General features: G+C 64.8%; 26 protein-coding genes and 1 tRNA gene. 15 read left to right on the forward strand and 12 right to left on the reverse strand.

Annotated elements, in window-relative coordinates:
- Window positions 1-8 precede the first annotated feature (8 nt).
- Window positions 9-692, reverse strand: coding sequence for an ArsR/SmtB family transcription factor (locus tag GGR17_RS10905; RefSeq protein ID WP_054539006.1), 684 nt, complete (start codon window positions 690-692; stop codon window positions 9-11).
- 72 nt (window positions 693-764) lie between these two features.
- Between GGR17_RS10905 and GGR17_RS10910 the strand changes: the two genes are divergently transcribed.
- Window positions 765-1088 carry an NIPSNAP family protein gene (locus GGR17_RS10910; protein WP_054539007.1) on the forward strand — a complete coding sequence of 108 codons (324 nt, stop codon included), beginning with the start codon at window positions 765-767 and terminating at the stop codon, window positions 1086-1088.
- Window positions 1085-1459 carry an antibiotic biosynthesis monooxygenase family protein gene (locus GGR17_RS10915; protein WP_054539008.1) on the forward strand — a complete coding sequence of 125 codons (375 nt, stop codon included), beginning with the start codon at window positions 1085-1087 and terminating at the stop codon, window positions 1457-1459. The genes GGR17_RS10910 and GGR17_RS10915 overlap by 4 nt, the downstream gene beginning before the upstream one ends.
- Before the next feature lie 41 nt (window positions 1460-1500).
- Here GGR17_RS10915 and GGR17_RS10920 read toward each other — a convergent pair whose 3' ends face one another.
- On the reverse strand, window positions 1501-2154 hold the full coding sequence (locus GGR17_RS10920; protein WP_054539009.1) for a TetR/AcrR family transcriptional regulator: 654 nt from the start codon (window positions 2152-2154) through the stop codon (window positions 1501-1503).
- A gap of 454 nt (window positions 2155-2608) precedes the next feature.
- Between GGR17_RS10920 and GGR17_RS10925 the strand changes: the two genes are divergently transcribed.
- The 3 genes from GGR17_RS10925 to GGR17_RS10935 are packed head-to-tail and all read left to right on the forward strand — an operon-like array spanning window position 2609 to window position 5279.
- The gene (locus GGR17_RS10925) at window positions 2609-2767 is read left to right on the forward strand and encodes a hypothetical protein (protein ID WP_160173122.1); all 159 of its coding nucleotides are present in this window, start codon (window positions 2609-2611) and stop codon (window positions 2765-2767) included.
- On the forward strand, window positions 2764-4749 hold the full coding sequence (locus tag GGR17_RS10930; RefSeq protein WP_054539010.1) for an oxidoreductase: 1986 nt from the start codon (window positions 2764-2766) through the stop codon (window positions 4747-4749). Before GGR17_RS10925 ends, GGR17_RS10930 begins: the two co-directional genes overlap by 4 nt.
- Before the next feature lie 50 nt (window positions 4750-4799).
- The gene (locus GGR17_RS10935; protein ID WP_054539011.1) at window positions 4800-5279 is read left to right on the forward strand and encodes a VOC family protein; all 480 of its coding nucleotides are present in this window, start codon (window positions 4800-4802) and stop codon (window positions 5277-5279) included.
- 142 nt (window positions 5280-5421) lie between these two features.
- Here GGR17_RS10935 and GGR17_RS10940 read toward each other — a convergent pair whose 3' ends face one another.
- The 4 genes from GGR17_RS10940 to GGR17_RS10955 form a co-directional block, all read right to left on the reverse strand.
- Window positions 5422-6468, reverse strand: a complete 1047-nt coding sequence (locus GGR17_RS10940; protein ID WP_207642734.1) for a TRAP transporter substrate-binding protein — start codon at window positions 6466-6468, stop codon at window positions 5422-5424.
- 102 nt (window positions 6469-6570) lie between these two features.
- Entirely contained in the window at window positions 6571-7893 is a 1323-nt protein-coding gene (locus GGR17_RS10945) for a TRAP transporter large permease (RefSeq protein ID WP_054539013.1), read from the reverse strand.
- Window positions 7890-8402 carry a TRAP transporter small permease subunit gene (locus GGR17_RS10950; protein ID WP_157445564.1) on the reverse strand — a complete coding sequence of 171 codons (513 nt, stop codon included), beginning with the start codon at window positions 8400-8402 and terminating at the stop codon, window positions 7890-7892. Before GGR17_RS10950 ends, GGR17_RS10945 begins: the two co-directional genes overlap by 4 nt.
- Before the next feature lie 37 nt (window positions 8403-8439).
- Window positions 8440-9195, reverse strand: a complete 756-nt coding sequence (locus GGR17_RS10955) for a DeoR/GlpR family DNA-binding transcription regulator (RefSeq protein ID WP_054539015.1) — start codon at window positions 9193-9195, stop codon at window positions 8440-8442.
- A gap of 179 nt (window positions 9196-9374) precedes the next feature.
- Between GGR17_RS10955 and GGR17_RS10960 the strand changes: the two genes are divergently transcribed.
- The 8 genes from GGR17_RS10960 (at window position 9375) to GGR17_RS10995 (ending at window position 18026) form a co-directional block, all read left to right on the forward strand.
- Window positions 9375-10781, forward strand: coding sequence for an NAD(P)/FAD-dependent oxidoreductase (locus tag GGR17_RS10960; protein ID WP_054539016.1), 1407 nt, complete (start codon window positions 9375-9377; stop codon window positions 10779-10781).
- Window positions 10771-12018, forward strand: a complete 1248-nt coding sequence (locus GGR17_RS10965; RefSeq protein WP_054539017.1) for an NAD(P)/FAD-dependent oxidoreductase — start codon at window positions 10771-10773, stop codon at window positions 12016-12018. Before GGR17_RS10960 ends, GGR17_RS10965 begins: the two co-directional genes overlap by 11 nt.
- Window positions 12015-13466 (forward strand): FGGY family carbohydrate kinase, encoded by a 1452-nt coding sequence (locus GGR17_RS10970; protein WP_054539018.1) that lies wholly within the window; start codon window positions 12015-12017, stop codon window positions 13464-13466. The genes GGR17_RS10965 and GGR17_RS10970 overlap by 4 nt, the downstream gene beginning before the upstream one ends.
- A gap of 156 nt (window positions 13467-13622) precedes the next feature.
- On the forward strand, window positions 13623-14396 hold the full coding sequence (gene rfbF / locus GGR17_RS10975; RefSeq protein WP_037208156.1) for a glucose-1-phosphate cytidylyltransferase: 774 nt from the start codon (window positions 13623-13625) through the stop codon (window positions 14394-14396).
- Entirely contained in the window at window positions 14393-15469 is a 1077-nt protein-coding gene (gene rfbG / locus GGR17_RS10980; protein ID WP_054539019.1) for a CDP-glucose 4,6-dehydratase, read from the forward strand. The genes rfbF and rfbG overlap by 4 nt, the downstream gene beginning before the upstream one ends.
- A gap of 1 nt (window position 15470) precedes the next feature.
- Window positions 15471-16715: a class I SAM-dependent methyltransferase gene (locus GGR17_RS10985; RefSeq protein WP_054539020.1), complete on the forward strand. Its 1245-nt coding sequence runs from the start codon at window positions 15471-15473 to the stop codon at window positions 16713-16715.
- 13 nt (window positions 16716-16728) lie between these two features.
- Window positions 16729-17631 carry an NAD-dependent epimerase/dehydratase family protein gene (locus tag GGR17_RS10990; protein WP_054539021.1) on the forward strand — a complete coding sequence of 301 codons (903 nt, stop codon included), beginning with the start codon at window positions 16729-16731 and terminating at the stop codon, window positions 17629-17631.
- A complete protein-coding gene (locus GGR17_RS10995; protein WP_052071387.1) occupies window positions 17628-18026 on the forward strand; it encodes a GtrA family protein in 399 nt (132 codons plus the stop codon). Before GGR17_RS10990 ends, GGR17_RS10995 begins: the two co-directional genes overlap by 4 nt.
- A gap of 8 nt (window positions 18027-18034) precedes the next feature.
- On the opposite strand, the gene GGR17_RS11000 is transcribed toward GGR17_RS10995, so the two are convergent.
- From GGR17_RS11000 to GGR17_RS11015, 4 genes are all read right to left on the reverse strand, one after another.
- Complete coding sequence (locus GGR17_RS11000) at window positions 18035-20170, reverse strand: hypothetical protein (RefSeq protein WP_054539022.1); 2136 nt, start codon at window positions 20168-20170, stop codon at window positions 18035-18037.
- Window positions 20167-21150, reverse strand: coding sequence for a glycosyltransferase family 2 protein (locus tag GGR17_RS11005; RefSeq protein WP_054540394.1), 984 nt, complete (start codon window positions 21148-21150; stop codon window positions 20167-20169). Before GGR17_RS11005 ends, GGR17_RS11000 begins: the two co-directional genes overlap by 4 nt.
- A gap of 536 nt (window positions 21151-21686) precedes the next feature.
- Window positions 21687-21763, reverse strand: a tRNA-Arg gene (locus tag GGR17_RS11010).
- Between the two features lie 44 nt (window positions 21764-21807).
- Window positions 21808-22119 (reverse strand): ETC complex I subunit, encoded by a 312-nt coding sequence (locus tag GGR17_RS11015; RefSeq protein ID WP_054539023.1) that lies wholly within the window; start codon window positions 22117-22119, stop codon window positions 21808-21810.
- A 132-nt stretch (window positions 22120-22251) separates the two neighbouring features.
- Between GGR17_RS11015 and uvrB the strand changes: the two genes are divergently transcribed.
- Window positions 22252-24447, forward strand: a complete 2196-nt coding sequence (gene uvrB, locus GGR17_RS11020) for an excinuclease ABC subunit UvrB (RefSeq protein ID WP_054539024.1) — start codon at window positions 22252-22254, stop codon at window positions 24445-24447.
- Between the two features lie 83 nt (window positions 24448-24530).
- A complete protein-coding gene (locus tag GGR17_RS11025) occupies window positions 24531-24854 on the forward strand; it encodes a DnaJ family domain-containing protein (RefSeq protein WP_054540395.1) in 324 nt (107 codons plus the stop codon).
- A gap of 8 nt (window positions 24855-24862) precedes the next feature.
- On the opposite strand, the gene GGR17_RS11030 is transcribed toward GGR17_RS11025, so the two are convergent.
- Both GGR17_RS11030 and GGR17_RS11035 read right to left on the reverse strand, forming a co-directional pair.
- Window positions 24863-25183 carry an antibiotic biosynthesis monooxygenase family protein gene (locus tag GGR17_RS11030; protein WP_037208175.1) on the reverse strand — a complete coding sequence of 107 codons (321 nt, stop codon included), beginning with the start codon at window positions 25181-25183 and terminating at the stop codon, window positions 24863-24865.
- 27 nt (window positions 25184-25210) lie between these two features.
- Window positions 25211-25618 carry a universal stress protein gene (locus GGR17_RS11035; RefSeq protein ID WP_054539025.1) on the reverse strand — a complete coding sequence of 136 codons (408 nt, stop codon included), beginning with the start codon at window positions 25616-25618 and terminating at the stop codon, window positions 25211-25213.
- Window positions 25619-25672 lie beyond the last annotated feature (54 nt).

Genomic DNA, 25672 nt, shown 5'->3' on the forward strand with positions numbered 1-25672 from the left:
CGCGCGCCTCAGGGTGCGGCAATCAACTCTTCAAAGCCGTTCCTGCCACGGGGGGTGAAAAGCACGGCGCGGGTTTCGCGATCGCGCCGGGCCCAGCCCAGTTCTTCGATCCGATGCAACAACGCCCGCCCGAGGCTTCCGGCAAGGTGCGAACGTCGCTCGCTCCAGTCAAGGCACTCGCGGCACAGCGGCGCCCGGTTTGCCGCCAGAGCGTCCAGATCAATCCCGAACTCCCGCACAAAGCGTACGCCGCCCGGGCTCAGCGTCAGGTCATCCCCTGGCTGCGACAGGAATTGCCGCGCCATCATGCTGTCGAACAGGCGCGTGCCCATGTCTCCGGCGAGATGGTTGTAACAGACCCGTGCCTCGCGCAAGGCCGCATTCTTCGGCCCCGGGCGCGTGCGAAGATGCCCCGCATCCGCCGCCAGCCCCATCAGCGCCTCGAGCACATGCGCGACGTCGTCGCCCGCCAGTGAAAAATACTTGTGCCGCCCCTGCTTGCGAAGGCGCAACAGCCCGCCGCGTTCCAGCTTGCCCAGATGCGAGCTGGCGGTCTGCACCGTCACCCCCGCCTCACGGGCAAGCTCGCTCGCCGTCAGCGCCTTGCCCGCCATCAGGGCGGTCAGCATGCTCGCGCGGGCCGGATCACCGATCAGGCTGGAGATACGGGAGATATCGGGGCCTTCTCTCATGGTTCGACGCTAACCGAAGCATTACCCCCGCGCAATCGGCTAGAACATTCGCATCAACAGAAAGGACCTGCCATGCTGACCTGCGTGATCCGCTATGAAATCGACCCGACGAAAAAAGACCAGTTCGTTCAATACGCACGCAACTGGGGCCAGGCGATCCCGCGTTGCGGCGCCGATCTTGTGGGCTACTTCGCGCCCCACGAAGGCTCCAGCACGCTCGCCTACGGCATTTACAATGTCCAAAGCCTTGCCGAATACGAAGCCTATCGCGCCCGGCTGGCGGCCGATCCGCTGGGGCGCGAGAATTATGAATTCGCGCAGGCCGAAAAATTCCTGCTGCGCGAAGACCGCACCTTTCTGAAACTGGCCTCGGCGCCGCATGGAGGCCGGGAATGATCGCCGTCATATTCGAAGTCGAACCGCAGGATGGCCAGGGCGACCGCTACCTCGACCTCGCGGCGGGGCTGCGCCCGGTGCTGGAACAGATCGAGGGGTTCATTTCGGTCGAGCGGTTCCAGAGCCTGTCCGACCCGCGCAAACTTCTTTCGCTGTCGTTCTTCGCCGATGAGGATGCGGTTTCGCGGTGGCGCAACACGATCAAGCACAGGGCCGCCCAGGCGGATGGGCGCGGTGGCGTGTTTGCCGACTATCGCCTCCGGGTGGCGCATGTGATCCGCGATTACGGCATGAACGACCGCGCCGAAGCGCCCGCGGATTCGCTTGGGCATCACGATGACGGCGGCGGGATCAGGGCCGGCGGCGGCTGACGCGGCGCCCAGGCGATGCCCATCTCTGCCTTGCCTGGGCTTCACCCCAAAGGATCGGTGCCTCTATCAGCACCGGTCAACGGCGCGGCGGGGCGGCCCCGGTAAGGCACGTGAAAGACGTGTTCGATGATCTCCAGGATCTCGTTCCAATAAGCCGCGTCGCTTTGATAGAGCTCCGGAGCCTGCCGCTTCAGCCGGCGCTGTTCCACGATCGCTCCGAAGAACATGTCGGAGGCGAAGCGGAACCGGCTGATAAAGACTGCGTTCGGCAAATCCGCGAAATGATTGCGCAGACGGTTGTAGACCTCGTTGATCGCCGGTTGCGGAACTTCGGACCGCAGATAGGGATGCACCGCCTCGCTTCGGTAGAGCAGCCGCAGCAGAAACCGCGAATAGGATTGACGTGTCTGTTCGTCGAAGCATTCGACCAGCGGCATGAAACGCGCGGCCAGCAGGCCCCGAAGCGTCAGCTCCCCCTGCCCCGCCTTTTCGGCGTCGAGCCGGGCGCGGCAAGCCTCTTCGAAAGCCGGCACACGGTTGTCGAAAACCGCCTGGACCAGCCCTTCTTTCGAACCGAAGTGATGGTGGATCGAATAGCTGTTCACCAGGCCGGCCGCGTTGATGATCTGACGAAGCGAGACCCCCTCGATCCCGTGTTCCCCGAACAGCTTCTCGGCAGCGAGAATCAGCTTCATCGCTCCGTCGGAGGGGGATTTTCGCGATTGGTTCTTGGGGGCCATACCTGAAAGCCTCTCGTCGGTGCGGATGCCAATGGTCTCCGTCAAATGGGTGTTGGCACGCTCACATCATGAGACGGGCCGCGCGGCATCACGTTTATGCGCAAGATCAAAAAACACAGTCAAGACATTGCCGCTTATGGAAGAAAAACAGCCCCGCCCTGTGTGTATTCGGTCTTCAGGGCGCAACGCCGTTCGGACACGCCCCGGCGCCGGACCTGCCCGGCGCGCCGGTGACGGCAGTCACCAGGGCCGCGCCGGACAGCCGAACCTTGCGGGCGCCGGCGAAATGCCCGTTCGCGCGGACCGGCCAACTTCTTCTTGACAAATTCAGCCCACTCCCGGCACACCTTTAATACGAGCGTATTAATACGCCACACAAGACGACAGAACGACCGGGAGGAATGATGCGATGTCAAAGAACGCAAAGTGGGCGCATGGATGGCCCGCAAGCTCTCTTTTGCTTTCCGTCAAGCCGGTAAACGCCTTCGGCGACCGCACGGCCAGGCTGGCGCTCGCCATGATCACCGACCAGCAGCGCGCCTCAAAACCATCGGAGACAAAAGAATGAACATTGCAACATCCTTCAAACGGGTGATGTCACCACTGACCATCCGAAACCTCACGATCAAGAATCGCGTGGTGCGCACCGCCCACGCCACGGCCTTTGCCGACGGGACGATCTCGGACGAGCTGATCAACTATCATCTCGCACGCGCCGAGGGCGGTGTGGGGCTGACCATTCTCGAAGGCTCCTGGGTCGATGAAGCGTCTCGCAACTATGCGCGCAACATCCACAGCTGGACTGATGATGTGATCCCCGGCTACCGGAAGCTGATGGAGGCCATCGAGCCCACGGGCATGCGGGTGTTTCAGCAGCTCTGGCATGGGGGCGGCATCTATTCGGGCTGGCAGGTCGTGCAAAAGGGGCCCTCGGCCCTGCCCGGCATGTTCACCGGCGTGCCCACCCGCGCCTTCACCCGCGAGGACATCCGTTTCATCGTCAATGCCTTTGCCGAAGGTGCGCGGCGCTGCGACGAAGGCGGGCTGCATGGTGCCGAGCTTGCCGGTTCGCACGGATATCTGGCGATGCAGTTCCTGTCGCCCTGGAGCAACCAGCGCACCGATGAATATGGCGGCAGCCTGGAAAACCGCGTGCGCTTTGCCCGTGAGGTATTGGAAGAATGCCGCAAGGCGGTGTCGGACGATTTCGTCATGGGCATGCGGGTCGGGCCGGAAGTTCTGGACGGCGGGCTGACCACGCCCGAAATCATCGAAGCCATGAACATGCTGAAAGCCGACGGGCTTCTGGATTTCCTCAACATGTCGGTTGGCGGATATCACAGCCCTGAAAGCATCGTGCCGGCGCTCAACAACCCCGCGGGTGTCGAGCTGGAACTGAACCGGGGCGTGCGCGAGGCCACGGGGCTTATCACCTTCATGTCGGGCCGCTTCCGCTCGCTCGATGAGGCCGAGCAGGTGATCGCCGAGGGAGAGGCCGATATGGTGGGCATGACCCGCGCCACGATCGCCGATCCCCACCTCGTGAAGAAAACGATGGAGGAAGGGCCCGATGCCGTGCGGCCCTGTATCGGCTGCAACCAGCTTTGCATTTCGAACATCTTCATGGGCATGCCGCTGCAATGCACCGTGAACGTGCAGGTCGGGCGCGAAGGGGCGTTCATGGGCGGCGTGCCGAAAACCGGCGCACCCAGGAAGGTGCTGGTGATCGGCGGTGGCCCGGCCGGCATGGAGGCCGCGCGGGTTGCCGCGCTGGCAGGCCACAAGGTTGAACTGCACGAAGCGATGCCCGCGTTGGGCGGCACGCTCAAACTCGTGCGGCCGGTGCCCTATCTCGCAGGGCTGGCCGACATCATCCACTGGCTGGAAGCACAGGTCTATGCGCTTGGCGTGGATGTGCGCACCTCGAGCTATGTCGAAACCGACGACATCCTCGCCTCCGGGCCCGATGTCGTGTTGCTGGCGACGGGCGCGACCCCGCGCGACGATGGCTGGCAACTGGGCGCGCCGGCCGTAAAGCAGCCCAACCTCGGGGCGCGGCTTCTGGACACTGCCGAACTGCTCTCGGGCAATGTCACGGTCGAACCGGGGCAGATGGTGATCGTCGAGGATGACACCGGCCATTTCGAGGCGGTCGGGGTCGCCGAATTCCTGCTGGACAAGGGCGCGCATGTGACCTTCGTCACGCGATTTGGCGATCTCGCGCCGCAAATGGCCACAGCCTGGCGGGCACGTCCGGCGCTGCGCCGGCTTAACGCCACGGGCCGGTTTGCTCTGCACACCCACAGCTATCTCGCCGATGTCAATCAGCGCGGCGACGTTGTCATCGGCTCTTTCGTCGAGAAGCAGCCGATCGAGCTGACCGCCGATCACATCGCCTGTATCGGCTACAACATCCCGAATGACGATATCTATGACGAGCTGACGGCCGCCGGCTTTGGCGGCCGTGTCGAGCTGCTCGGGGATTGCGCAAGCCCCCGCTATCTTCATGCCGCCATCCATGACGGTTTCAACATCGCTCTGAGCCTGTGATGCGGCCCACATCATGAGGAAACGAAATACAATCGGGCAGGGAGAGAACCATGTCTAACCGACCCTTTAATCTCAATTATTCCCATTCTGGCGTCTGCGTCGCCGATATGGATCGCGCCAAGGCGTTCTATATGAACGGGCTTGGCTTCAAGGAGGCCGCCGCGTTCAACGTGGGTAACGAATGCCAGCAGCTGCTGGGCCTGGACAGCGATATCGATATGCTCACGCAAATGATGGTGCTTGACCATTTCGTCGTCGAGCTGATCAAATTCGAAACGCCCAGCCCCGTGCCTGCCGGCGGGCTGAACCCGATGACCCGGACGGGGCTGACCCATCTGTCTTTCACGGTCGAGGACGTCGACGCCGCAGCCGTGCATCTGGAGGCGTGCGGCGCCCATATCCTGCACGAAACCCGCACGACAATTCCGCTCCCCAACGGCGAATCGACGGAGCTGGTCTTTTGCACCGATCCTGACGGGACGCGGATCGAAATCTATCAGCCCCCCGCATCCATGAAAATGACGGGCTGATATCGCGGTGCGGTGAAGGCAACGACAAGGAGGCAAGCCAGACGCGTCTGGCTTGATGCCGCTTCAGGGCAACGGCGTTGCCCGCAAACGAAGACACTGGCATCCCCCGGCGCCTGCGCGGCGCCGGGGGATGCCAGATCGCTCAGCGGTAAGGATAGCCCGCTTTTTCCATCACGGCGGCGTAATCCTTGAACGCCTGCACAACCTGGGCCGAACGCGGGCTGGACGATGCGATGTCATCCCAGAATTCGCTGGAGTCGGCCACGACCTGCGCCCATTCCTCGGACGGGATCGAGGTCAGCTCCATCTTCTCGCCCTCGACCCGCAGCTTGGCCTCGCCGCCCCAATACCAGACGTTCCGGTAGTAATGCGACTGGTCGATGGTCGACATGAACAACTGCTGCAGATGCGCCGGCACCGCATCCCAGCTTTTCTGGTTCGCGAAATACGAGCCGCACCAGGCGCCGGTCACGCTGTTGGTCAGGGCGTAGTTGCACACATCGGCCCAGCCGACCTCGTAGGCTTCGGTGAAGCCGCACCAGGCCACGCCGTCCAGCTCGCCCGTCTGCAGCGCGACCTCGACATCGTCCCACGGCACGGTCACCGGGATAAGCCCGTAGCGCGACAGGAACTTGCCCGCCGTCGGCACGCCGAACACGCGCTTGCCCTTCATGTCGGCGAGGCTGCGGATCGGGTCCTTGGTGAAGATGTGCAGCGGATCCCACGCCCCGGCGGACAGCCATTTGACGTTGTCGACCTCGCCGTAGGCCTCTTCCCAGATCTCGTTCAGGCCGTAATAGGCAAACAGCGCCGGCAGATCGAGGCTGAAGCGGGTGTTGAACGGGAAATAGCCGCCAAAGACGGAGATATCGACCGGCGAGGCCATGGTGGCATCATCCGATTGCACCGCGTCGATGGTGCCGTTCTGCAGCGCGCGGAACAGCTCCGACGTGGGCACAAGCTGATCGGCGTAGTAAAGCTCGATCTCCATCTCGCCATTGGCGGCGGCGTTGAACGCCTCGATCTGCGGCTTGATCACATGCGCGCCCAGCGGCGCCCCAGAATAGGTCTGCAACCGCCACTTGATCGGCGCGCTCTGGGCATTCACGAAGGGCGCCGACAGCGTCGCCCCGGCGGCGGCGGCGCCGCCCAGCCCCGCGCGCCGCATGAACTGGCGGCGGCTTTGCAGGATCTTTTCCGACGGTGACTGGTTCTTGGTGTCTTTGGTCATTTTCTGTCTACTCCTTTGTTGGGTCGGGATACGGCCCGCCTGGGCCGGGTGTTATGCCGCTCAGCCTCCGCGGACGGTTTGGGGCAGCCAAAGTGCAAGCTGCGGAAAGATCATCACAAGGGCGATTGTCAGGGCCATCATCGCCACGAAAGGCCAGATGGAACGGTAGATGTCGCGCAGCCCGATCTCTTCGGGGGCCATCGCGCGCATCAGGAACAGGTTATAGCCGAAGGGCGGCGTGATATAGGCGATCTGGCAGGTCATCGTGTAGAGAACGCCGAACCAGATCAGATCGAATTCAAGCGTCTTGACCAGCGGCACGTAAAGCGGCGCCACGATCACCAGCATGGCCGTGTCATCCAGGAACATGCCCATCACGATAAAGCTGATCTGCATCATGATGATGATCTGCCAGGGCGACAGATCCCAGCGGGTGATGAAGAGCGACTCGATCGCGCGCACCGCGCCGATACCGTCGAACACCGCGCCGAAGGCCAGCGCCGCGAGGATCAGGAACAGGAACATGCACGAGATCGACAGCGTCTTGCGCGCGGTTTCGTGGATCATCCGCCAGGTCAGCCGCCCCTTGATGGCCGCCGCCAGCGTCGCCGCGCTCGCCCCCACGGCCGAACTTTCGACAAGGCTGGTGATGCCCATGATGAACAGGCCCGTCATGGCGAAGAAGATCAGGAACGGGATGATCCCCGCCCGCAACAGCCGCAGCTTGTCGCTCAACGGCATGTTCAGATCCTCGTCGGAGACAGTCGGCGCAAGCTCGGGGTTGATGCGGCAGCGGATCACCACATAAATCACGAACATCGCCGCCATCAGCAGCCCCGGCATGACACCCGCCAGCCAGAGCTGGCTGACCGGTTGCCGCGCGATCATCCCGTAAAGCACCATGACCACGCTGGGCGGCACCAGAATGCCGAGCGACGATCCCCCCTGCACCACGCCGGTGATCAGCACCTTGTCATAGCCGCGCCGCAGCATCTCCGGCAGGGCGATGGTCGCGCCGATGGCCATGCCCGCCACCGAAAGCCCGTTCATGGCCGAAATGATGACCATCAGGAAGATCGTGCCGATGGCCAGCCCGCCGCGCACCCGCCCGAACCAGACATGCAGCATCCGGTACAGATCTTCGGCGATCCCCGCCTCTGAAAGGATGTAGCCCATGTAGATGAACAGGGGCAGCGTCAGCATCGGGAACCAGTTGAACAGCTTGAACGTGGCGTTGAACGGCATCTCGACCGCGCCCTGGCCGTAAAGCAACAGCGCCGCCCCCGCGGCCACGAAACCGATGGCGGCAAACACGCGCTGCCCGGTCATCAGCAGCACCATCATCGATGCGAACATCAGAATCGCGATCAGTTCATAGCTCATGACAGGTCCGCCCCCCGCAGGGTGGCGACATGCTTGAAGATGAGCGAGACCGTCTGCAGCACCATCAGCACGATACAGGCCACGATAAGCACCTTTATCGGGATCATCGAAGGGTTCCACATCGAGAACCGGCGCTCGCCCGTCTGGATGGCGTATTCAAGGCTGGAAATCGAGCCGATGAGCATCACCACGAGATAGAACAGCAGGCAGCCGATCGTCGCCAGATCCATCCACGCCTTGCCGCGTTCGGACAGGTGTTCGTAGAAAAGATCCATCCGCACATGGTCGTTGTTCTTCAGCGTCATCGCGCCGCCCATGAAATAATAGGCGGCCAGCGTGAACTGCGCGGCCTCGATCGCCCAGTGCAGCGGTATCTGGATCACGTTGCGCATGACCGCGTCCAGCAACAGGATCGCGACCATCAGAAAGATCAGATACATCGCGACATAGCCGACATAATCCGACATGCGGTCAATCAGCCGGACATAGGTTCTTATCACATTCGGCATGCGCCATTTTCCCTGCATCCACGCCCGTTTACCGGGCCTATCTTACGTCACATCGCGCCGCGCCGAGCGCGGCGGCGAAGGCCTCGTCCGGCGCTTCGTCGCAGACAAGAACATTGATCTCGTCCAGACGACAGACGCGGAACGCCGCCTTGCGCCCGAACTTCGCGCGATGCGCAACAACCACCGTATTGCGCGCGTGGTTGATCATCTTTCGGGCAACCTGTGCCTCGTCGAAATTCGAATCCATCGCGCCGACCACGGGATCGAGCGCCGCCACCGTCAGCACCGCGTGATCGGCCTGGAACTGCCCGATCTGGTCCAGCGCGATCGGGCCCACGGTTTCGGAATTGTCGCCGCTGAACGATCCACCCAGCAGAAACACCCGTGTGCCATTGCCCGCGCGCCCCAGCGTTGTCGCGATACCCAGCGAATTGGTGATCACGGTCAGCCCCCCGACCCCGGCCAGCGCCTCGGCACAGATCTGCGTGGTGGTGCCGGTGTCGATGAAAAGCGTGTCGCCCGGTTCGACGAGCACAGCCAGTTTGCCGGCGATCACCTGCTTGGCCTCGAAATGCTCGGCCATCCTTTCCTGAAAGCTGCCCTCGGTGTGCAGCCGCAGGCGCTTGGCGCCGCCATGTATCTTTTGCAGGGCGCCGGTTTCGGCCAGATGGGCAAGATCGCGCCGTATCGTCTCGGCCGACACATCGAACTGCCGGGCCAGCGCCTCCACGCTGGTCTGGCCGTGCTGGCCGACAAATTCCACGATCCGCTTCTGACGCTGTTTTGGTTTCACGCAAGGCCCCCGATGCACCCGAAGGCAAGTTGGTCGCCGTGACCGTGTCAACATCTTTCGCCGCAAGATGCCCGGATTTTGTGCAACAACACTGAATTTATTGACTGAACGGTCACGTGCTGTCAGAAAAACAGCAGTTTGCGTACGCCATGCCCGACCACAACAGGATCCGTCGCGCGATGCCAGCCGCCCCTTCCGCCTTGCAAGGATCATTCGACGTCGCGGTCATCGGCGCGGGTGTGATCGGCTGCGCCATCGCGCGGCGTTTCACCCTCGAGGGCGCGCGGGTGGCCGTGATCGAAAAGGCGCCCGACATTCTGGATGGGGCATCCAAGGGCAACAGCGCGATCCTGCACACCGGGTTCGACGCGCCGCCCGGCGCGCTCGAGACCGCCTGTATTGCCGAGGGCTACGCCGAATACCTTGAAATCCATGACAAACTCGGCCTGCCCCTGATCCGCGCCGGCGCACTCGTCGTCGCCTGGACCGAAGAGGAGGAAGCCCTGCTGCCGGCCCTGATCCAACAGGCGCGGGACAATGGCGTGGCCGATATCGCCCCGCTGAGTGCTGCCGAAACCCGCGCTCTCGAACCCGGGCTGGGGGCCGGTGTGCGGGCCGGTTTCCGCGTGCCCCGGGAATATCTGATCGACCCGTGGTCCGCCCCCCATGCCTATCTGCTGCAGGCGCTTGCCAACGGCGCCACGCTGCTACGCGGGTGCGAGGTGACGGGGGGCGGTTTCGACGGGGCGATGTGGCGGCTTGAAACCACCCGCGGCCCGCTTTCCGCCGGGATCGTGATCAATGCCGCCGGGCTTTATGGTGACCGGATCGACGCGCGGCTGATCGGCCACAGCGATTTCACCATCCGCCCGCGCAAGGGGCAGTTCATCGTCTATGACAAACCGGCGGCCGCGCTGGCCACGCATATCCTGCTGCCGGTGCCCAGCAAGATCACCAAGGGGATCGTTGTCTGCCGCACCGCGTTCGGCAACCTGATCGTCGGCCCCACGGCCGAGGATCAGGACGACCGGGAAACCGCCGCGCTGGTGCCCGAAACGCTCGCCGCCCTGCGCGCGCGCGGCGAAGAGATACTGCCGGCGCTGGCCGGGCAGGATGTGACGGCGATCTATGCCGGATTGCGCCCGGCGTCGGAATTCAAGGACTATCAGATCCGCGCCCATGCCGGGCTGAACTATGTCACCGTCGGCGCGATCCGGTCGACCGGGCTCAGCTCCGCCCTCGGCACGGCGCGGCATGTTCACCGGCTCTGTGCCGAGTTCGGGCACCAGCGCACGCCGCTGGGGGCCCCGGTCTGGCCACAGGTGACGGGCATCAGCGAATATGCCCGGCGCGACTGGCAATGCCCGGGAAACGGCGGCATCGTCTGCCATTGCGAGCGGGTCACCCGGCGCGAGATCGAGGCGGCCCTGTCCGGCCCGCTGGCGGCGCAAAGCCTTGCCGGGTTGAAACGCCGCACGCGGGTCACGATGGGGCGGTGCCAGGGGTTTTATTGCTCTGCCGCGCTGGCCGCCCTGACCAAAGGGCGGCTGACCCAGCCGATGGCGGAGGCAGAAGATGACCGGTGATCTTCCGGGTTTCGCCGATGTGGTGATCGTTGGCGCCGGCCCGGCGGGCCTTGCCGCCGCAGCCGAGTTGAAGGCGCGCGGCGTCGGCTCGGTTCTGGTGCTGGAGCGCGAGGCGCAGGCCGGAGGCATCCCGCGCCACTGCGGGCATTCCCCGTTCGGGATGCGCGAATTTCACCGGCTGCTGCGCGGCCCGGCCTATGCCGCACGGCTGCTGGCGCGGGCGCAGGCGGCGGGGGCCCTCGTCAAAACCGGCGTGACCGTCACTGCCCTGCATCCGGGGTCAGGGCTGAGCGTGGCAAGCGCGGGCGGGCTGCGGCAGATCACCGCCCGCCGGGTGCTGCTGTGCACCGGGGTGCGCGAAAGCACGCGCGCCGCGCGTCTGATCGGCGGCACCAAGCCGGGCGGCGTGCTCTCTACCGGGGCGCTTCAGGGGATGGTGCATCTGCAGGCGCTGCGCCCGTTCCGCAATCCGGTGGTTCTGGGAACGGAGCTTGTTTCCTTCTCGGCGCTGCTGACTTGCCGCCATCTGGGCATCCGCCCCGCCGCGATGATCGAGCCCGGGCCGCGCGTGACGGCACGCAGGCCCGCCGGCCTTCTGCCGCGCCTGCAGGGCGTGCCGCTGCTGCGCAACACATCAATCACCGCCATCGAAGGCCGCGACCGGGTGACCGGCGTCAGCCTGCAGACGGCGGATGGCGCGCGGCGACGCCTCGCCTGTGACGGTGTGATCGTGACCGGCGGCTTCCGGCCGGAGGCGGCGCTTGTGCGCGACAGCCACCTGACGATGGACCCGGCCACCGGCGGGCCCGTGGTGGATCAGTTCGGCCGCTGCTCCGACCCGGCCTATTTCGCGGCCGGCAACCTGCTGCGCCCCGTGGAGACGGCCGGCTGGAGCTGGAATGAAGGCCGGATCATCGGGCGGGCGATTGCGGAAAGCCTTGGCGACGAAGTTCCAGACTTCGCTCAGAACATGAAGATTGAATTACAAGGTGATGTTCTGAAATACATCTTGCCGCAAACCCTTTCTGCCTGTCCGGCCCCTGCCGCGCTGCGGCACTTCCAGCTTCGTGTCACCCGCCCGGCGCGCGGACGGCTGATCCTTCGGGTGAACGGCGAGGTGGTTCTGTCGCGGGCGCTGTCGGCCCTGCCGGAACGACGCATCACCCTGCCCCTCAACGCACTTCCGGCGGGGGCCGAGGGGGTGGCGGAACTCTCATTCGAGGACGGCCCGGCATGAAGGCACTGGCCATTGATCAGGGCACCACGAGCACGCGCGCGTTGCTGGTTGATGCGGCGGGCCGGATCACCCCGCTGCTAGGCCTGCCGCACCGGCAATCCTATCCGCGCCCCGGATGGGTTGAGCATGACCCCGAAGAGTTGATCGCCAACCTGCGCGCCTGTCTGGACGCCGCCGACGGGATCGCCGATCTGGCCGCCGTCGGCCTGGCCAATCAGGGCGAAAGCTGCCTGGCCTGGGACAGTCACACCGGCCGGGCCCTGGGGCCGGTGATCGTCTGGCAGGACGACCGGACAAGGGATCACATCGAAGATCTGCGCCGCGCCGGAGCCGAACCGCTTGTGCGCGACCGTGCGGGCCTGCCGCTCGACGCCTATTTCTCGGCCTCGAAACTGGGCTGGATCATGCGCGAGATCCCCCAGGCCGCAACGCTGGCCGCGCAGGGCCGGCTGCGGCTGGGCACCACCGATGCCTTCTTTCGCGACCGCCTGACAGGCCGGTTCGAAACCGACGTCGCCACCGCCTCGCGCACGGCGCTGATGAATCTGGCCACCTGCACCTGGGACACCGAGCTTTGCGCGCTGTTCGGCGTGCCGCCCGAGGCGCTGCCCGCGATCGGCCCGACAACCGGCGCGCTGGGGGCGCTCGCCTGCGGCGCGCGCGCGGTGCCGCTGACCGCCAGCATCGTGGATCAACAGGCGTCGCTTCATGGTCACGGCTGCCGCGACGCCGGGGATACCAAGATCACCTTCGGCACGGGCGCCTTCGCCCTCAGCGTGTCCGGCCCTGCCCTGCACCGGCCAGAGGACGGGCCGTTGCCCACCGTCGCCTGGCAAAAGGCCGGGGCGGCGCCTGTCTATGCGCTGGATGGCGGCGTCTATGCCGCGTCTGCGGCGGTGAACTGGGCGCGCGGCCTCGGGCTGTTCGCCGATTTCGCCGAGATCGACGATTTCACCACCCCGCCCGCCATCGGCCGCGGCCTTGTGTTTGTGCCGGCGCTGGCCGGTCTGGCCTGCCCGCACTGGGATCGCCGCGCGCGGGGCGCCTGGATGGGGCTGTCGCTGGACACCGGACCGCGCGACATGATGCAGGCCGTGCTGGAGGGCGTGGCCTTTCGCACCGCTCAGGTCGTCGCGGCGATCGCGCGCCATCAGCCGGTCGGCGCCCCGATCCCGATCGACGGCGGGATGACCGCCAATCGCTATTTCTGCCAGTTTCTGGCCGACACGCTGGGGCGGGAGCTGATCGTTTCGGACGCCCCCGAGCTGACCGCCGTCGGCGCGGCCACCCTGGCGGCCGAAGCCGCCGGCCAGCCGGTCGCGGCAAATGCCACGGGCCGCAGGATCACCCCGCGCGCCCAGCCGCCCGGCTTCGGCCATGCCTTCGATGCCGCCTGCGCGATGGTGCGGGGTTTCGGCGCCGGTGGAACCGGCGAAGACGCATCCTGACACCACGGCCCCCGCCGATCTTGCGGTCATTGCGGATTGATCGCACCGGTTTCACCTGTTTCGCCCCCCAATTGTCTTTTTTTCAACAAGGAATGGCGTTAAGTTTTCAGACATAGGACCACTGCTTTTCCCACGACTGTTTTTGAGGGTGAAATCGTGAAATGTGTAATTCTGGCAGGCGGCTACGGAACCCGCCTGAGCGAAGAAACCACGCGCATTCCCAAGCCGATGGTTCAGATCGGAGGCCGACCGATCCTTTGGCATATCATGAAGATCTACGGCCATTGGGGCGTCACCGATTTCATCATATGCCTTGGCTACAAGGGATATGTGATCAAGGAATATTTCGCGAACTATCATCTTCACGTCAGCGATGCCGTCTTCGACCTGGCCAATGGCCGCACCGAGATCATTCAGAACCACGCGGAACCCTGGCGGGTGACGCTGGTCGACACCGGCGAGGACAGCATGACCGGCGGCCGTCTGCGGCGGGTGATGCATCTGCTGCAGGGCGAAGACGCCTTCTGCCTGACCTATGGCGACGGTGTCGCCGATGTGAACATCACCGAACTTGTCGCCTTTCACCGCGCCCATGGCAAAGCCGCCACCGTGACCGCCGTGCCGCCGCCGCGCCGGTTCGGCCAGCTTGAACTTGCCGGCGAGACGGTCACGACCTTTTCGGAAAAACCCGTGGGCGAAGGCGGGCTGATCAACGGCGGCTTCTTTGTTCTGTCGCCCACGGTGGCCGAGCTTCTGCCCTCGGATCAGACCGTGTGGGAGCATGAGCCGCTGCGCACCCTTGCCGAGACGGATCAGTTGCAGGCCCACCGCCATTCCGGGTTCTGGCAGCCGATGGACACGCTGCGCGACGCGAATTACCTGAACGAGCTGTGGGACAGCGGCCAGGCCCCCTGGAAGCTTTGGCAATGACACCTGACTTCTGGCAGGATCGCCGCGTTTTGATCACCGGACATACCGGGTTCAAGGGGGCTTGGCTTGCGGCCTGGCTCGACATGCTGAAGGCGCACATCAGCGGCTTTGCCCTTGCCCCCGAAGGCCTGCCCAATCTGTGGTCCTTGCTGGCGCTGGACGACCGCATCGCCCAGACCATCGCCGACATCAACGACGAGGCCGCGCTGGACGCGGCACTGGCCCGTGACAGGCCGGAAATCGTGTTTCACTTCGCGGCGCAATCGCTTGTGCGCCGGTCCTATCACCTTCCGGTCGAAACCTTTGCCGCCAATGTACTGGGCGTGGTGTCCTTGCTGCAGGCCGTCGCCCGGGCGCCGTCGGTGCGGGCGGTCGTTATCGCCACCTCCGACAAATGCTATGAAAACCTCGAGCGCGCCGAGCCCTACACCGAAGCGGACAGGTTCGGCGGGCGCGACCCCTATTCCGCCTCCAAGGGGTGCGCGGAAATAGCCGCCGCCGCGATGCGTCAGAGCTTTTTCCAACCCCATGCGCCCGAAGGCCACCCTGCCCGGATCGCCACGGTGCGGGCCGGAAACGTGATCGGCGGCGGCGACTGGTCCGAAGACCGGCTGGTGCCCGACATCATCCGCGGCTGTCTGGGGCCTGAACAGCGCGCCGTCATCCGCGCGCCCCGCTCGATCCGCCCGTGGCAGCATGTTCTGGAACCGCTGGCCGGGTATATGGCACTGGCCGAAAAGCTGCACTCCGGCGAGGAAGGCTTTGACAGCGGCTGGAATTTCGGCCCCGGCGCGGAAAACGAACGGCCCGTGATCGCGCTTGCCCGGGGCCTGGTCGAAACGCTGGGGCGGGGCCGGCTGGAGGTTGTCGAAAACCCCAACGCCCCGCATGAGGCCAGAATTCTTCGCCTGGACGCCAGCAAGGCACAGCGGCAACTGGGCTGGACGCCCACTCTCGACTTTTCGCAAACGCTTTCCATGACGGCGGATTGGTACGCCCGTTGGGCCGCGGGCGCGCAGGCCGCCGACGTGACACGCCAGCAGATTCGGGCCTTCACGCAAAAAGGTATATGACATGACGGCACTCCCGCCCCCGAAATGCCGGCATTGCGGCGCCCCGCTGACGCGCAGCCTTGTCGACCTCGGCCTGTCGCCGCTGGCCAATTCCTACGTCCCGCCGGAACGGGCGGGCGTGCCCGACCCGATGTACCCGCTGCATGCGCGGGTCTGCGATGAATGCCTTCTGGTGCAGGTCGATGACGTCGTTCCGGCGGCGGAGATCTTCAATCAGGACTATGCCTATTTCTCGTCCTTTTCGGATAGCTGGCTGGCGCATTGTCGCGATTACGCCGAAGCCGCCACCGGGCGGTTCGGTCTCGGGCCTTCCTCTCTGGTGCTCGAGATCGCGTCGAATGACGGTTATCTGCTGCAATATTTCGCGGCGCAGGGAATCCCCGTGCTTGGCGTCGAACCGGCGGCGAACGTGGCCGCCGTGGCCGAGGCCAGGGGCATCCCCACCCGTGTCGATTTCTTCGGCAAGGCGCTGGCGGATGCGCTGGTCGCCGAGGGCATCCGGCCCGATCTGATCTGTTCGGCCAATGTGCTGGCGCATGTGCCCGACATCAACGATTTCGTCGCCGGCGTGGCCACGCTTTTGTCGGAGGATGCGGTTTACACGGTCGAATTCCCGCATCTGGCCAATCTGATCCGGGATGTGCAGTTCGACACGATCTATCACGAACATTATTCCTATCTTTCCCTCGTCGCGGTCGAAGGCATTTTCGCCGATGCGGGCCTGCGGGTGTTCGATGTGGAAGCCCTGCCGACCCATGGCGGCTCGCTTCGGGTTTATGCCTGCCGCGCGGCTTCGGGCCGGGCGGAACAGCCGGCCGTCGCGGCGGTGCGTCAGGCGGAACACGCGGCGCGGCTGGACCGGCCCGAAGGCTATGAAGGGTTCGAGGCACGTGTTCAGGCGGTGCGCGACGGGCTGCTGGCCTATCTGAGGGCGGCAAAGACCGAAGGCCGGCGCGTGGCGGCCTATGGCGCGGCGGCCAAGGGCAACACGCTGCTGAACTATTGCGGGGTCGGCCCCGAGTTGATCGACTATGTGGTGGACCGGAATCCGGCCAAGCAGAACACGCTTCTGCCCGGCAGCCGTATCCCGGTGCGCCCGGTCGAGGCGCTGTCCCGGACCCCGCCGGATGATATCCTGATATTGCCGTGGAACATCCGGGAGGAGATCGTCGCGCAGCTGGATGATCTGCGGCAGAAGGGTGTGCGGTTCGTCACCGCGGTTCCCAAGATCACCGTAATCGGCTGAAGGGCGGCCCGGTATGGCGCAACGCATCCTCGTGACCGGCGCGAACGGTTTTATCGGCCGGCATTGCACCCGTGCCCTCGCCGATGCCGGGTGGGAGGTGGTGGCCATCGGGCGGCAGGCCCGGCCGCAGCCCCATATCACGCGCAGCCTGCAATGCGACCTGCTGGATATCACGGCGGCCGGGGCGGCGGTGCGGGGTGCGGCGGCCAGCCATATGCTGCATCTGGCGTGGCATGACGGGCCGCGCGATCGCTGGACATCACTATCCAATCTGGATTGGGCGACAGCCACCCTTTCGCTGACGCGCGCCTTCGCGGCGGGCGGCGGAGAGCGGCTGATCTTCGCCGGAAGCTGCGCCGAATATGACTGGCGCGCGCCGGTCCTGTCCGAGGCGACGACCCCGCTGAACCCGGCCAGCCTGTACGGCGCGGCGAAGGCCGCGACCGGCGGGCTGCTCCGGGCTGCGCAGGCGGCGCTGGGGATTTCGGTGGCCGAGGCGCGGATTTTCTTTTGCTATGGTCCGGGCGAACCGAAGGGGCGGCTGATCAGCGATCTGCTGGAGGGGCTGGCACAGGGGGTGCCCGTGCGCTGCACCGATGGCCTGCAGCAACGCGACTATCTGCATGCCGCCGATGTGGCCCGCGCCCTGACGCTGGTCGCGGGCGCGGGCATCGAGGGCGCAGTGAACATCGCCAGCGGCAAAGCCATCGCCGTGCGCGACCTCGTGCGGACAGCGGCCCGGCAGATGGGCCGCCCCGATCTGCCCGTTTTGGGGGCGTTGCCCCGCGCGGCGGATGATCCGGCGGTTCTGGTCGGCGATGTCGCGCGGCTGGGCGCGCTGGGGTTCAAGCCCGCCTTCGACCTTGAAACCGGCATCGCCGATACGATCGCCCGGTGGCGGCAGGATACGCCATGAAACGGATCGCCAGCGCCGCGCGCCATCAGACGATCCGGCGTTTCGCCCGCTTCGTGCTGGTGGGGCTGATCAACACGCTGTTCGGCTACGGGCTTTACGCCGCGCTGATCCTGATCGGAACGCCGCCGCAACCGGCGCTGTTCCTTTCCTTCTTCGTGGGGGTTTTGTGGAATTACTTCACCACCGCGCGGTTTGTCTTTCGCGTCGGCGGGTTTTCCCGGCTTCCGGCCTATGCCGCATGTTACATCGCCGTTTACCTGTTGAACGCCTATGTCCTGCATGGCGTGATCCGCGCCGGCCTTTCACCGCTGACGGCACAGGCGCTGCTGACACCGCTGGCGGCGGTTCTGACATTCGTTCTGGTCTCTTTCGTCATGCGCCCGCGTCCCGCCTGACGCCGCCGCTATTCGCTGCATTCCCGGCGCAGGGTCGTGGCGACCACCGGCGTGCGATCGGGAAACGCGCCCAGCAACGCCTCGTTCCCGGCGGCGCCACGGTCGAGCGCATAGATCGTGCGCCCCGGCCGCAGATAGGGGTCATTCCGGTACATGGCCGCTTCCGCAAGCTCTTGGCAGGGCAGGAAGACGATGGCCCCCTCCGGCCCGATCTCCGGCGCCTCGGGCATCTGATAGGCCGCGATAAGCCGCCCGAGCCCCGCCCGGGTGCTGTAACGCTCTCCCCCGCGCCAGCTGGTGGTGACGATGCCGCCGAACAGGCAACAAATCACGATCGCCGTCACGATCCGGTGCCGCGCGACGGCGAAGCCCGCGCCCTGCAGCCGGTCGATGACCCCCGAGGCGCCCGCCACCGACAGGATGACGAAGGCGAAAAACGCACCGAACCAATAGCGCGGGCCGATATAGAAGGTCGCCGTGAACCAGTAGAAAAAATGCAGGCCGACAACGCTGGCCGCGACAATCAGCATAAGACGGTCGGGCCGCTGCGGCCGCGCCCAGAGCAGATAGCACCAGATCAGAATCAGCGATCCGCAGGTCCAGCCGAACAGCTCGAAATTCAGAGAGCCGAGGCCGTTGGTCAGGTTGATCAGACCCTCGGCAAAGGAATGGCCATGCCACAGGTCCAGCGTGCCCCAGCCGCCCGGCGGCCCGATATCCTTGCCAAAACCGAACGCATTCGCCCCCGCGCCCCAGAGCGCGGCCAGATAAACGGTTTGCGGCGTCGCGAGCGGGTGCCCGGTGAAAACCATGTTATAGGGGAACAACAGCGCCCCGGTCGCGATACAGCCCAGGGCATAGCCGAAAACCGGCCCGTAGCGCCGCCGCTGCCCGAAGCGCCACAACAGCCAGATCCCGCTCAGCCCCCCCAGCAGCACGCCTTCAAGGGCACGCGTCAGAAACAGCCATCCCATGAAAAGCCCCGCCGCAAAGGCCAGGGCCGTCACGCCCGTTGCCCCGCTATCGGCCCGGTCGCGCGCGATGGCGAGCAGCAGCCAGGCGCCGAGCGTCAGCGCCAGGCACAGCGGATGGGTCATGAGAGACGCCGACATCCCGAGCAGCCAGGGCGACGCGGCCATCAGCAGCGCGGCAAGATCGGCCTGCCCGCGCCCGCCGACACGTTTCCAGAACCCGTGGCCAAGCCAGACCGACAGCCCGCCAAGCAACGGGTTGATCAACGTCGGGGCGCCAAGCAGCACCCCGATCGCAAGCACGGCCGGCCAGCCCGGCGCCGTCACCGCGTACCAGCCGCGGCCGTCCGGCTGCAAAAGGTAGTATTCGAAGGCGGGCGCGGTGCCTGCGGGCAGTGGCGGCGCCATCACCGCCCCGCCCGCGAAGGTGTGCGCCTGAAACAGATAGGCGGTTTCATCCTCGACGATCGGGATGCCTTCGAAAGCCAGCCAGGACAGCGCCACCGCCGCCATGAACAGCACGAGGGGTGCCACCACCGGAACGGCGTGTGAAAGACGCTCCGCCATGCGCGGGCCGGGGGCGAGCTGCGGCAGATCGGGGGACGTGACGATCGCCAACACGTTCAGCAGGCCGATCCCCGCGAAAATACCACCCGCAACGAGATGAAGCAGATAGCCCAGATAATCGCCGCGCCACATGAACCCCATGATGGATACGGTAAAGAGCCCGCTGAGCACGAACAGTGACACGAGTCTGAACAGGCCGAATGCGCCTATCACCTTTTGCAGCCGATCGCGTCCGGCCACCATCACCACCGCCAGCAGCGACAGCACACCCTGCGCGGCGATCAGCGCGAACAGGCATGCCTCGGCGATACCGTCGGGGGAAAGGTGAATGAACTGATACCACCCCGGATCGGTCACCAGAAGCTGCGCCGCGCCGCCCGCGAACAGCAGCGCCGTAAGGGCCCCTGCCCGCGGCGCATCAAGCCGTGCAAACGCGAAACCCAGCGTGCAGCCCAGCAAGACGCACAGCGCGAACCAGGTGCCCTTGTCCGGCGTGCCGCCGCCGGCGACGGCGGCGCCAAAGGCAGCAAGCGCGGCAACTCCGAACAGGGCTGTAGGCAGAAGCCGGCGGTCGGCGACCCCGGCCTGCTCGCGCCCGGCGTTCATGCCTTTGCCCCGACGGAGCGAGGCGCGCGCCCCGCCTCGGCGCCCGCGACGTTGATCGTCTCTTTCTCGATCACCAAAGGCCCGCGGCGGACCTGGCTGTGGATCGAGGTCACGTATTCCCCCAGCATCCCGATGAAGAAAAGCTGAATGCCCGACAGAAAGAACAGCGCCACGATGATGGTCGTCGTCCCGCGTGGTGCGGCGGTATCGGACAGGAAATAGGCGATCACGGAAAACAGCGCGAACAGCACGCACAAGATCGAAATCGCGATGCCGGCGAAGGTGCACATCCGCAGCGGCGCGCGGGTGAAGGCGAAGATGCCGTTCAGCGCCTGATCGACCAGCATGAACACATTATGCTTGGAAATGCCCCGCTTGCGGGCCTTCCAGGTATAAGGGCGGATGATTTTCTTGAACCCGACCGACGCGATGATGCCGCGGATATAGGGGTAATGATCCTCATGCTTCAGCACCGCCTCCAGCACCTTGCGGTCGATCAGCTGAAACTCTCCGACATCCGGTGAAATCTCGAAATCGGACAGGCTGTTGACGATGCGGTAGAACGCCCAGCGACACCCCCGCAGAACAAGCGATTCCTCGCGGTCGGAGCGCGCGCCGGCCACGATATCATACCCGCTTTCCCAAAGCTGGACGAATTCCGGCAAAAGCTCCGGCGGGTCCTGCAGATCGACCGGCAGCATCACTAGGATCGCATCGCCCGTGGCATGGCGCAGCCCGTTGAAAGTGGAGCGAAAGACGCCGTAGTTCCGCGAATTCACGATAACGCTGACATCGGGATCGCTGGCGGCGATCTCGCGCAATATCTCTACGGTTCTGTCCGAAGACGCATTGTCCACAAAGATGTGCTGCCGATGGTAGCCCGGAAGCTCGCGTTCGAAAATCTCTCTCACCGCGGCATGACAGGCCGCGACGTTGTCTTCTTCGTTGAAGCAGGGGGAAATGACCGAAATGGTTTTCACGTCAAACTCTTTGTTCATCCGAGGGCCGGAAACGCGGCCGGATTGCAATCAGGAGGGCCTCGCCCCGCGCGCGGGAATACCGGCCGGGCGCCGGAGCTATGATGGGAGCGTGTGTCTGGTTCCGATCAGATCGCTGGCACGGTGGCGGGAGGACTCGAGTCGCCGACAGGGCTGTTTCATTCCGAAACCGCATGGCTGGCTCTGCCCGAAACGCATACATTCCGTCACCGTCCCGTCGGCCCAGCACCGGCCCGAAAGGGGCTGTGGCCGCAATATACAGGGTTCCGCCCTGTGATCTGACAAATAGCGACAAGCCCAGAGGCTTATCTGAAGCGGTTCAAAAGCTGTTTGGCTGGCAAAATGCTGGCTATGATATAATTCAAGGAACGCAACGCCGCCCCTTTGGCAAAAAATCCCATCTTCTTGCGCACAGGTCAAGCCCGGCCGCGCCCGTCACCTGCGATATAGCCGCGCGACGGCCATGGCACGGCAAAGCTGATTGCCAAGCTCTGTGGACCCCAAGGTCGTTCAGGTGCTGGCGATCCCGGAAGGACTCGAACCCTCAACATCCTGATTAGAAGTCAGGTGCTCTATCCAGTTGAGCTACGGGACCGCATGCCACGCGTTTTGCGCGAGAGCCCCGGTAAAGGCAAGTCTTCAGTGCGTCCAGACCGTGCGCCGCTCGGTCGCGAAATTCTCGCCATAGCCGCGGGGGCGGATGTTGGGCTTGCGCTTTTTCGGCTCCAGCACGATCGCGTCGATGCCATGCTCCTGCGCATAGTCCAGCGCGGCCTCCTTGCTGTCGAACCGCAGCCGCACCTGCGCCTGCGTGTCGGACGAGCTGGTCCAGCCCATCAGCGGGTCCACCGAACGCGGGCTGGCCGGGGCGAACTCCAGCACCCAGTGGCGGGTCCTGGCAGTGCCGGACTGCATCGCGGTTCTCGCGGGCTGATAGATACGGGCCTGCATGGCGCTCTCCCTCATGCTGTGGTGCTTTTATCGGAAATCCCGGAAGCCCGCGCAAGAGGCGAAACCACCGCACGCGCCCTTGAACCGGAACAAAAACGGATCAAATGTGAAGAGCCGCCAGAGGATTCGCCCATGCCCTATGCCCATTCCGACAAATCCGCCCCGGTGCTGCACGCGCCCGCGCCGGATGTGAAGTCCCGCCCCAAGCTGGAAGGCGGCAAGCGCTTTGTGATGAAGACCGATTTCACCGCCGCCGGTGATCAGCCCACGGCGATCGCCGAGCTTTCGGCCGGCGTGAACAATGGCGAGCGGGATCAGGTGCTGCTGGGCGCCACCGGCACCGGCAAGACCTTCACCATGGCCAAGGTGATCGAGGAAACCCAGCGCCCCGCCATCATCCTGGCCCCGAACAAGACGCTGGCGGCCCAGCTCTACGGCGAGTTCAAGGGCTTTTTCCCCGACAATGCCGTGGAATATTTCGTCAGCTACTATGATTATTACCAGCCCGAGGCCTATGTCGCGCGGTCTGACACCTATATCGAGAAAGAATCCCAGATCAACGAGCAGATCGACCGGATGCGCCATTCGGCCACCCGCGCCCTGCTGGAGCGTGATGACGTGATCATCGTGGCGTCTGTCTCGTGTATCTACGGCATCGGGTCGGTCGAGACCTACGGCGCGATGACGCAGGATCTGATCGTGGGGCAGGAATATGACCAGCGCAAGGTGATGGCCGATCTCATCGCCCAGGCCTATCGCCGCAACGACGCAGCCTTTCAGCGCGGCAGTTTCCGCGTGCGCGGCGACAGCCTTGAAATCTGGCCCGCCCACCTTGAAGACCGCGCCTGGAAATTGTCGTTTTTTGGCGAGGAACTGGAGGCGATAACGGAGTTTGACCCGCTGACAGGTTCGAAAACGGATACATTCGACCGCATCCGCATCTATGCGAACTCGCATTACGTGACCCCGAAACCGACGATGAAACAGGCGATCATCGGCATCCGGAAAGAACTGCGCACCCGGCTTGACCAGCTCGTGAACGAGGGCAAGCTGCTGGAGGCGCAGCGGCTGGAACAGCGCACCAATTTCGATCTGGAGATGCTCGAGGCGACCGGCGTGTGCAACGGGATCGAGAACTATTCGCGCTATCTGACCGGCCGCGCCCCGGGCGAGCCGCCCCCTACCCTTTTCGAATTCATCCCCGATCATGCCATTGTCTTCGCCGATGAATCCCACGTCTCGGTGCCGCAGATCGGCGGCATGTACAAGGGCGACTTCCGCCGCAAGATGACGCTGGCCGAACACGGCTTCCGGCTGCCCAGCTGCATGGATAACCGCCCCCTGAAGTTCGAGGAATGGGACGCGATGCGCCCGCAATCGGTGTTCGTATCGGCGACCCCCGCCAAGTGGGAAATCGAGCAGACCGGCGGCGTCTTCACCGAACAGGTGATCCGCCCCACCGGGCTGCTGGATCCGCAGGTCGAGATCCGCCCCGTCGAGATGCAGGTGGACGACCTGCTGGACGAGATCCGCAAGGTCACCGCCGATGGCTTCCGCACGCTGGTCACCACGCTGACCAAACGCATGGCCGAAGACCTGACCGAATACCTGCACGAACAGGGCATCAAGGTCCGCTACATGCATTCCGACATCGACACGATCGAACGGATCGAGATCCTGCGCGACCTGCGGCTGGGCGCCTTCGACGTGCTGATCGGCATCAACCTGCTGCGCGAGGGGCTGGATATCCCCGAATGCGGCCTCGTCGCCATTCTGGACGCCGACAAGGAGGGCTTCCTGCGCTCGGAAACCTCGCTGATCCAGACCATAGGGCGCGCGGCGCGTAACGCCGAGGGGCGGGTCATCCTCTATGCCGACCGCATCACCGGCTCGATGGAGCGCGCCATCAGCGAAACCGACCGGCGCCGCGAAAAGCAGATGGCCTATAACCTGGAGCATGGCATCACCCCCGCGACCGTCAAGAAGAACGTCGAGGATATTCTGGCCGGCCTCTACAAGGGCGATGTGGATATGAACCGCGTCACCGCCACGGTCGACAAGCCCCTGCACGGCGCCAACCTCGAGGCGCATCTGGACGGGCTTCGGGCGGCGATGCGCAAGGCCGCCGAGAACCTGGAATTCGAAGAGGCCGCAAGGCTCCGCGACGAGGTCAAACGGCTGGAGGCGGTGGATCTCGCGATCTCCGACGACCCGCTGGCGCGGCAATCGGCGGTGGAGGCGGCCAGCGACGCCGCCGTAAATGCGCGCGGGCGGTCAACGGCGGGAAGGCCCGGGCAGAGAGGCGGCGTCAAGCGGCGGGGGCGGTAGGTCGTTTCGGGGAAACCGAAACGCGGGCGTGAGCACCATCGCGCCAATTCCGCCGCCGCGCGCGCCGTGCTATGGTTTTTGCCATGAAATGGTCAAAGCTCTCTGAACACCAGATTCGCAAGGCCCAGGCCGAAGGCCAGTTCGACAACCTCGAGGGCGCGGGCAAACCCCTGCCCCCGCCCGGCCATGGCGATTTCGCCGAAGCGGCCGGGTTTCGCATCATGGCAGAGGCCGGCGCCCTGCCGCAGGAGGTGGAACTGCGCAAGGCCCTGAAGGCCCAGGCACAAAAGCTGGCCGCCACAACCGACCCCGCCGAACGCAAACGTGCAATGGCGGCCTTTGCCGATCTGCAACAAAAGCGCGCCATTCAGGAAGAGGCGCGGCGAAAGTTCTACAGCACCCGCTGACGGCGCCCCTAGCCGAACACCCCGGCCACGTCATACATCACCGGCTCGAACCCCTTGCACAGCGCGTTGATCCGCCGGTTGCGCACCCGCATCTCCTCGGTGCGCAGCATGGCCTGAAAATCCTCGCGCTTTTCCCATTGCGAATAATTGGCGATGCGCGTCTGCGCGTCGTTCACATGCAGGCCCGCGCCGATGAACCCCGGCTGTTTCGAGATGACCGCCTCATAGGCGTCCACCAGCTCGTCGAGAATGTCCTGGCATGTGCCGGGCGTCACCTCGAAGGTGGTGATCACCGTCTGCAGCGCCGCGCCTTTTGAAATCGTCGGCATCCGATCCTCCCTTGAACCCGCGATGGGCTAGCGTACCACATGTACCGCGCAGGTCGCATGGCGCACCACGCGGGCAGCGGTGGAGCCGAGGAAATAGTCCTGAAGCCCCGGCCGGTGAGAGGCGATGACGATGCAGTCGACGCCATGTTCCTGCGCATATTCCACGATGGTCCGGCCCGCATGGCCGGTCACGACGGCGGGCTTCACATCGATCACACCCCCCAGTTCGGCGACCAGAGCGGTCTGAACCGCGTCGCGCGTTTTCTCTTCCTGTCCCTCGGGCAGGTATTGCGCCACGTAGGACGGAACCGCTTCGATCACGTGAAGCGCGGTGATTTTCCCGTCATCGGCCAACAGCGCGCGGGCGATCTGTAGTGCGGTTGCGGTGTTCGGGCCGTGATCCAGCGCGATGGGAACGATAATATGGTGGTACATCGGGTGCAGCCTCCTGTTGTGCTCCGGCCAGACTGGCACGACAACGGGCGCGCC

The organism is Actibacterium naphthalenivorans (genome assembly GCF_014196965.1).
GTDB classification, from domain to species: Bacteria; Pseudomonadota; Alphaproteobacteria; order Rhodobacterales; family Rhodobacteraceae; genus Actibacterium_A; species Actibacterium_A naphthalenivorans.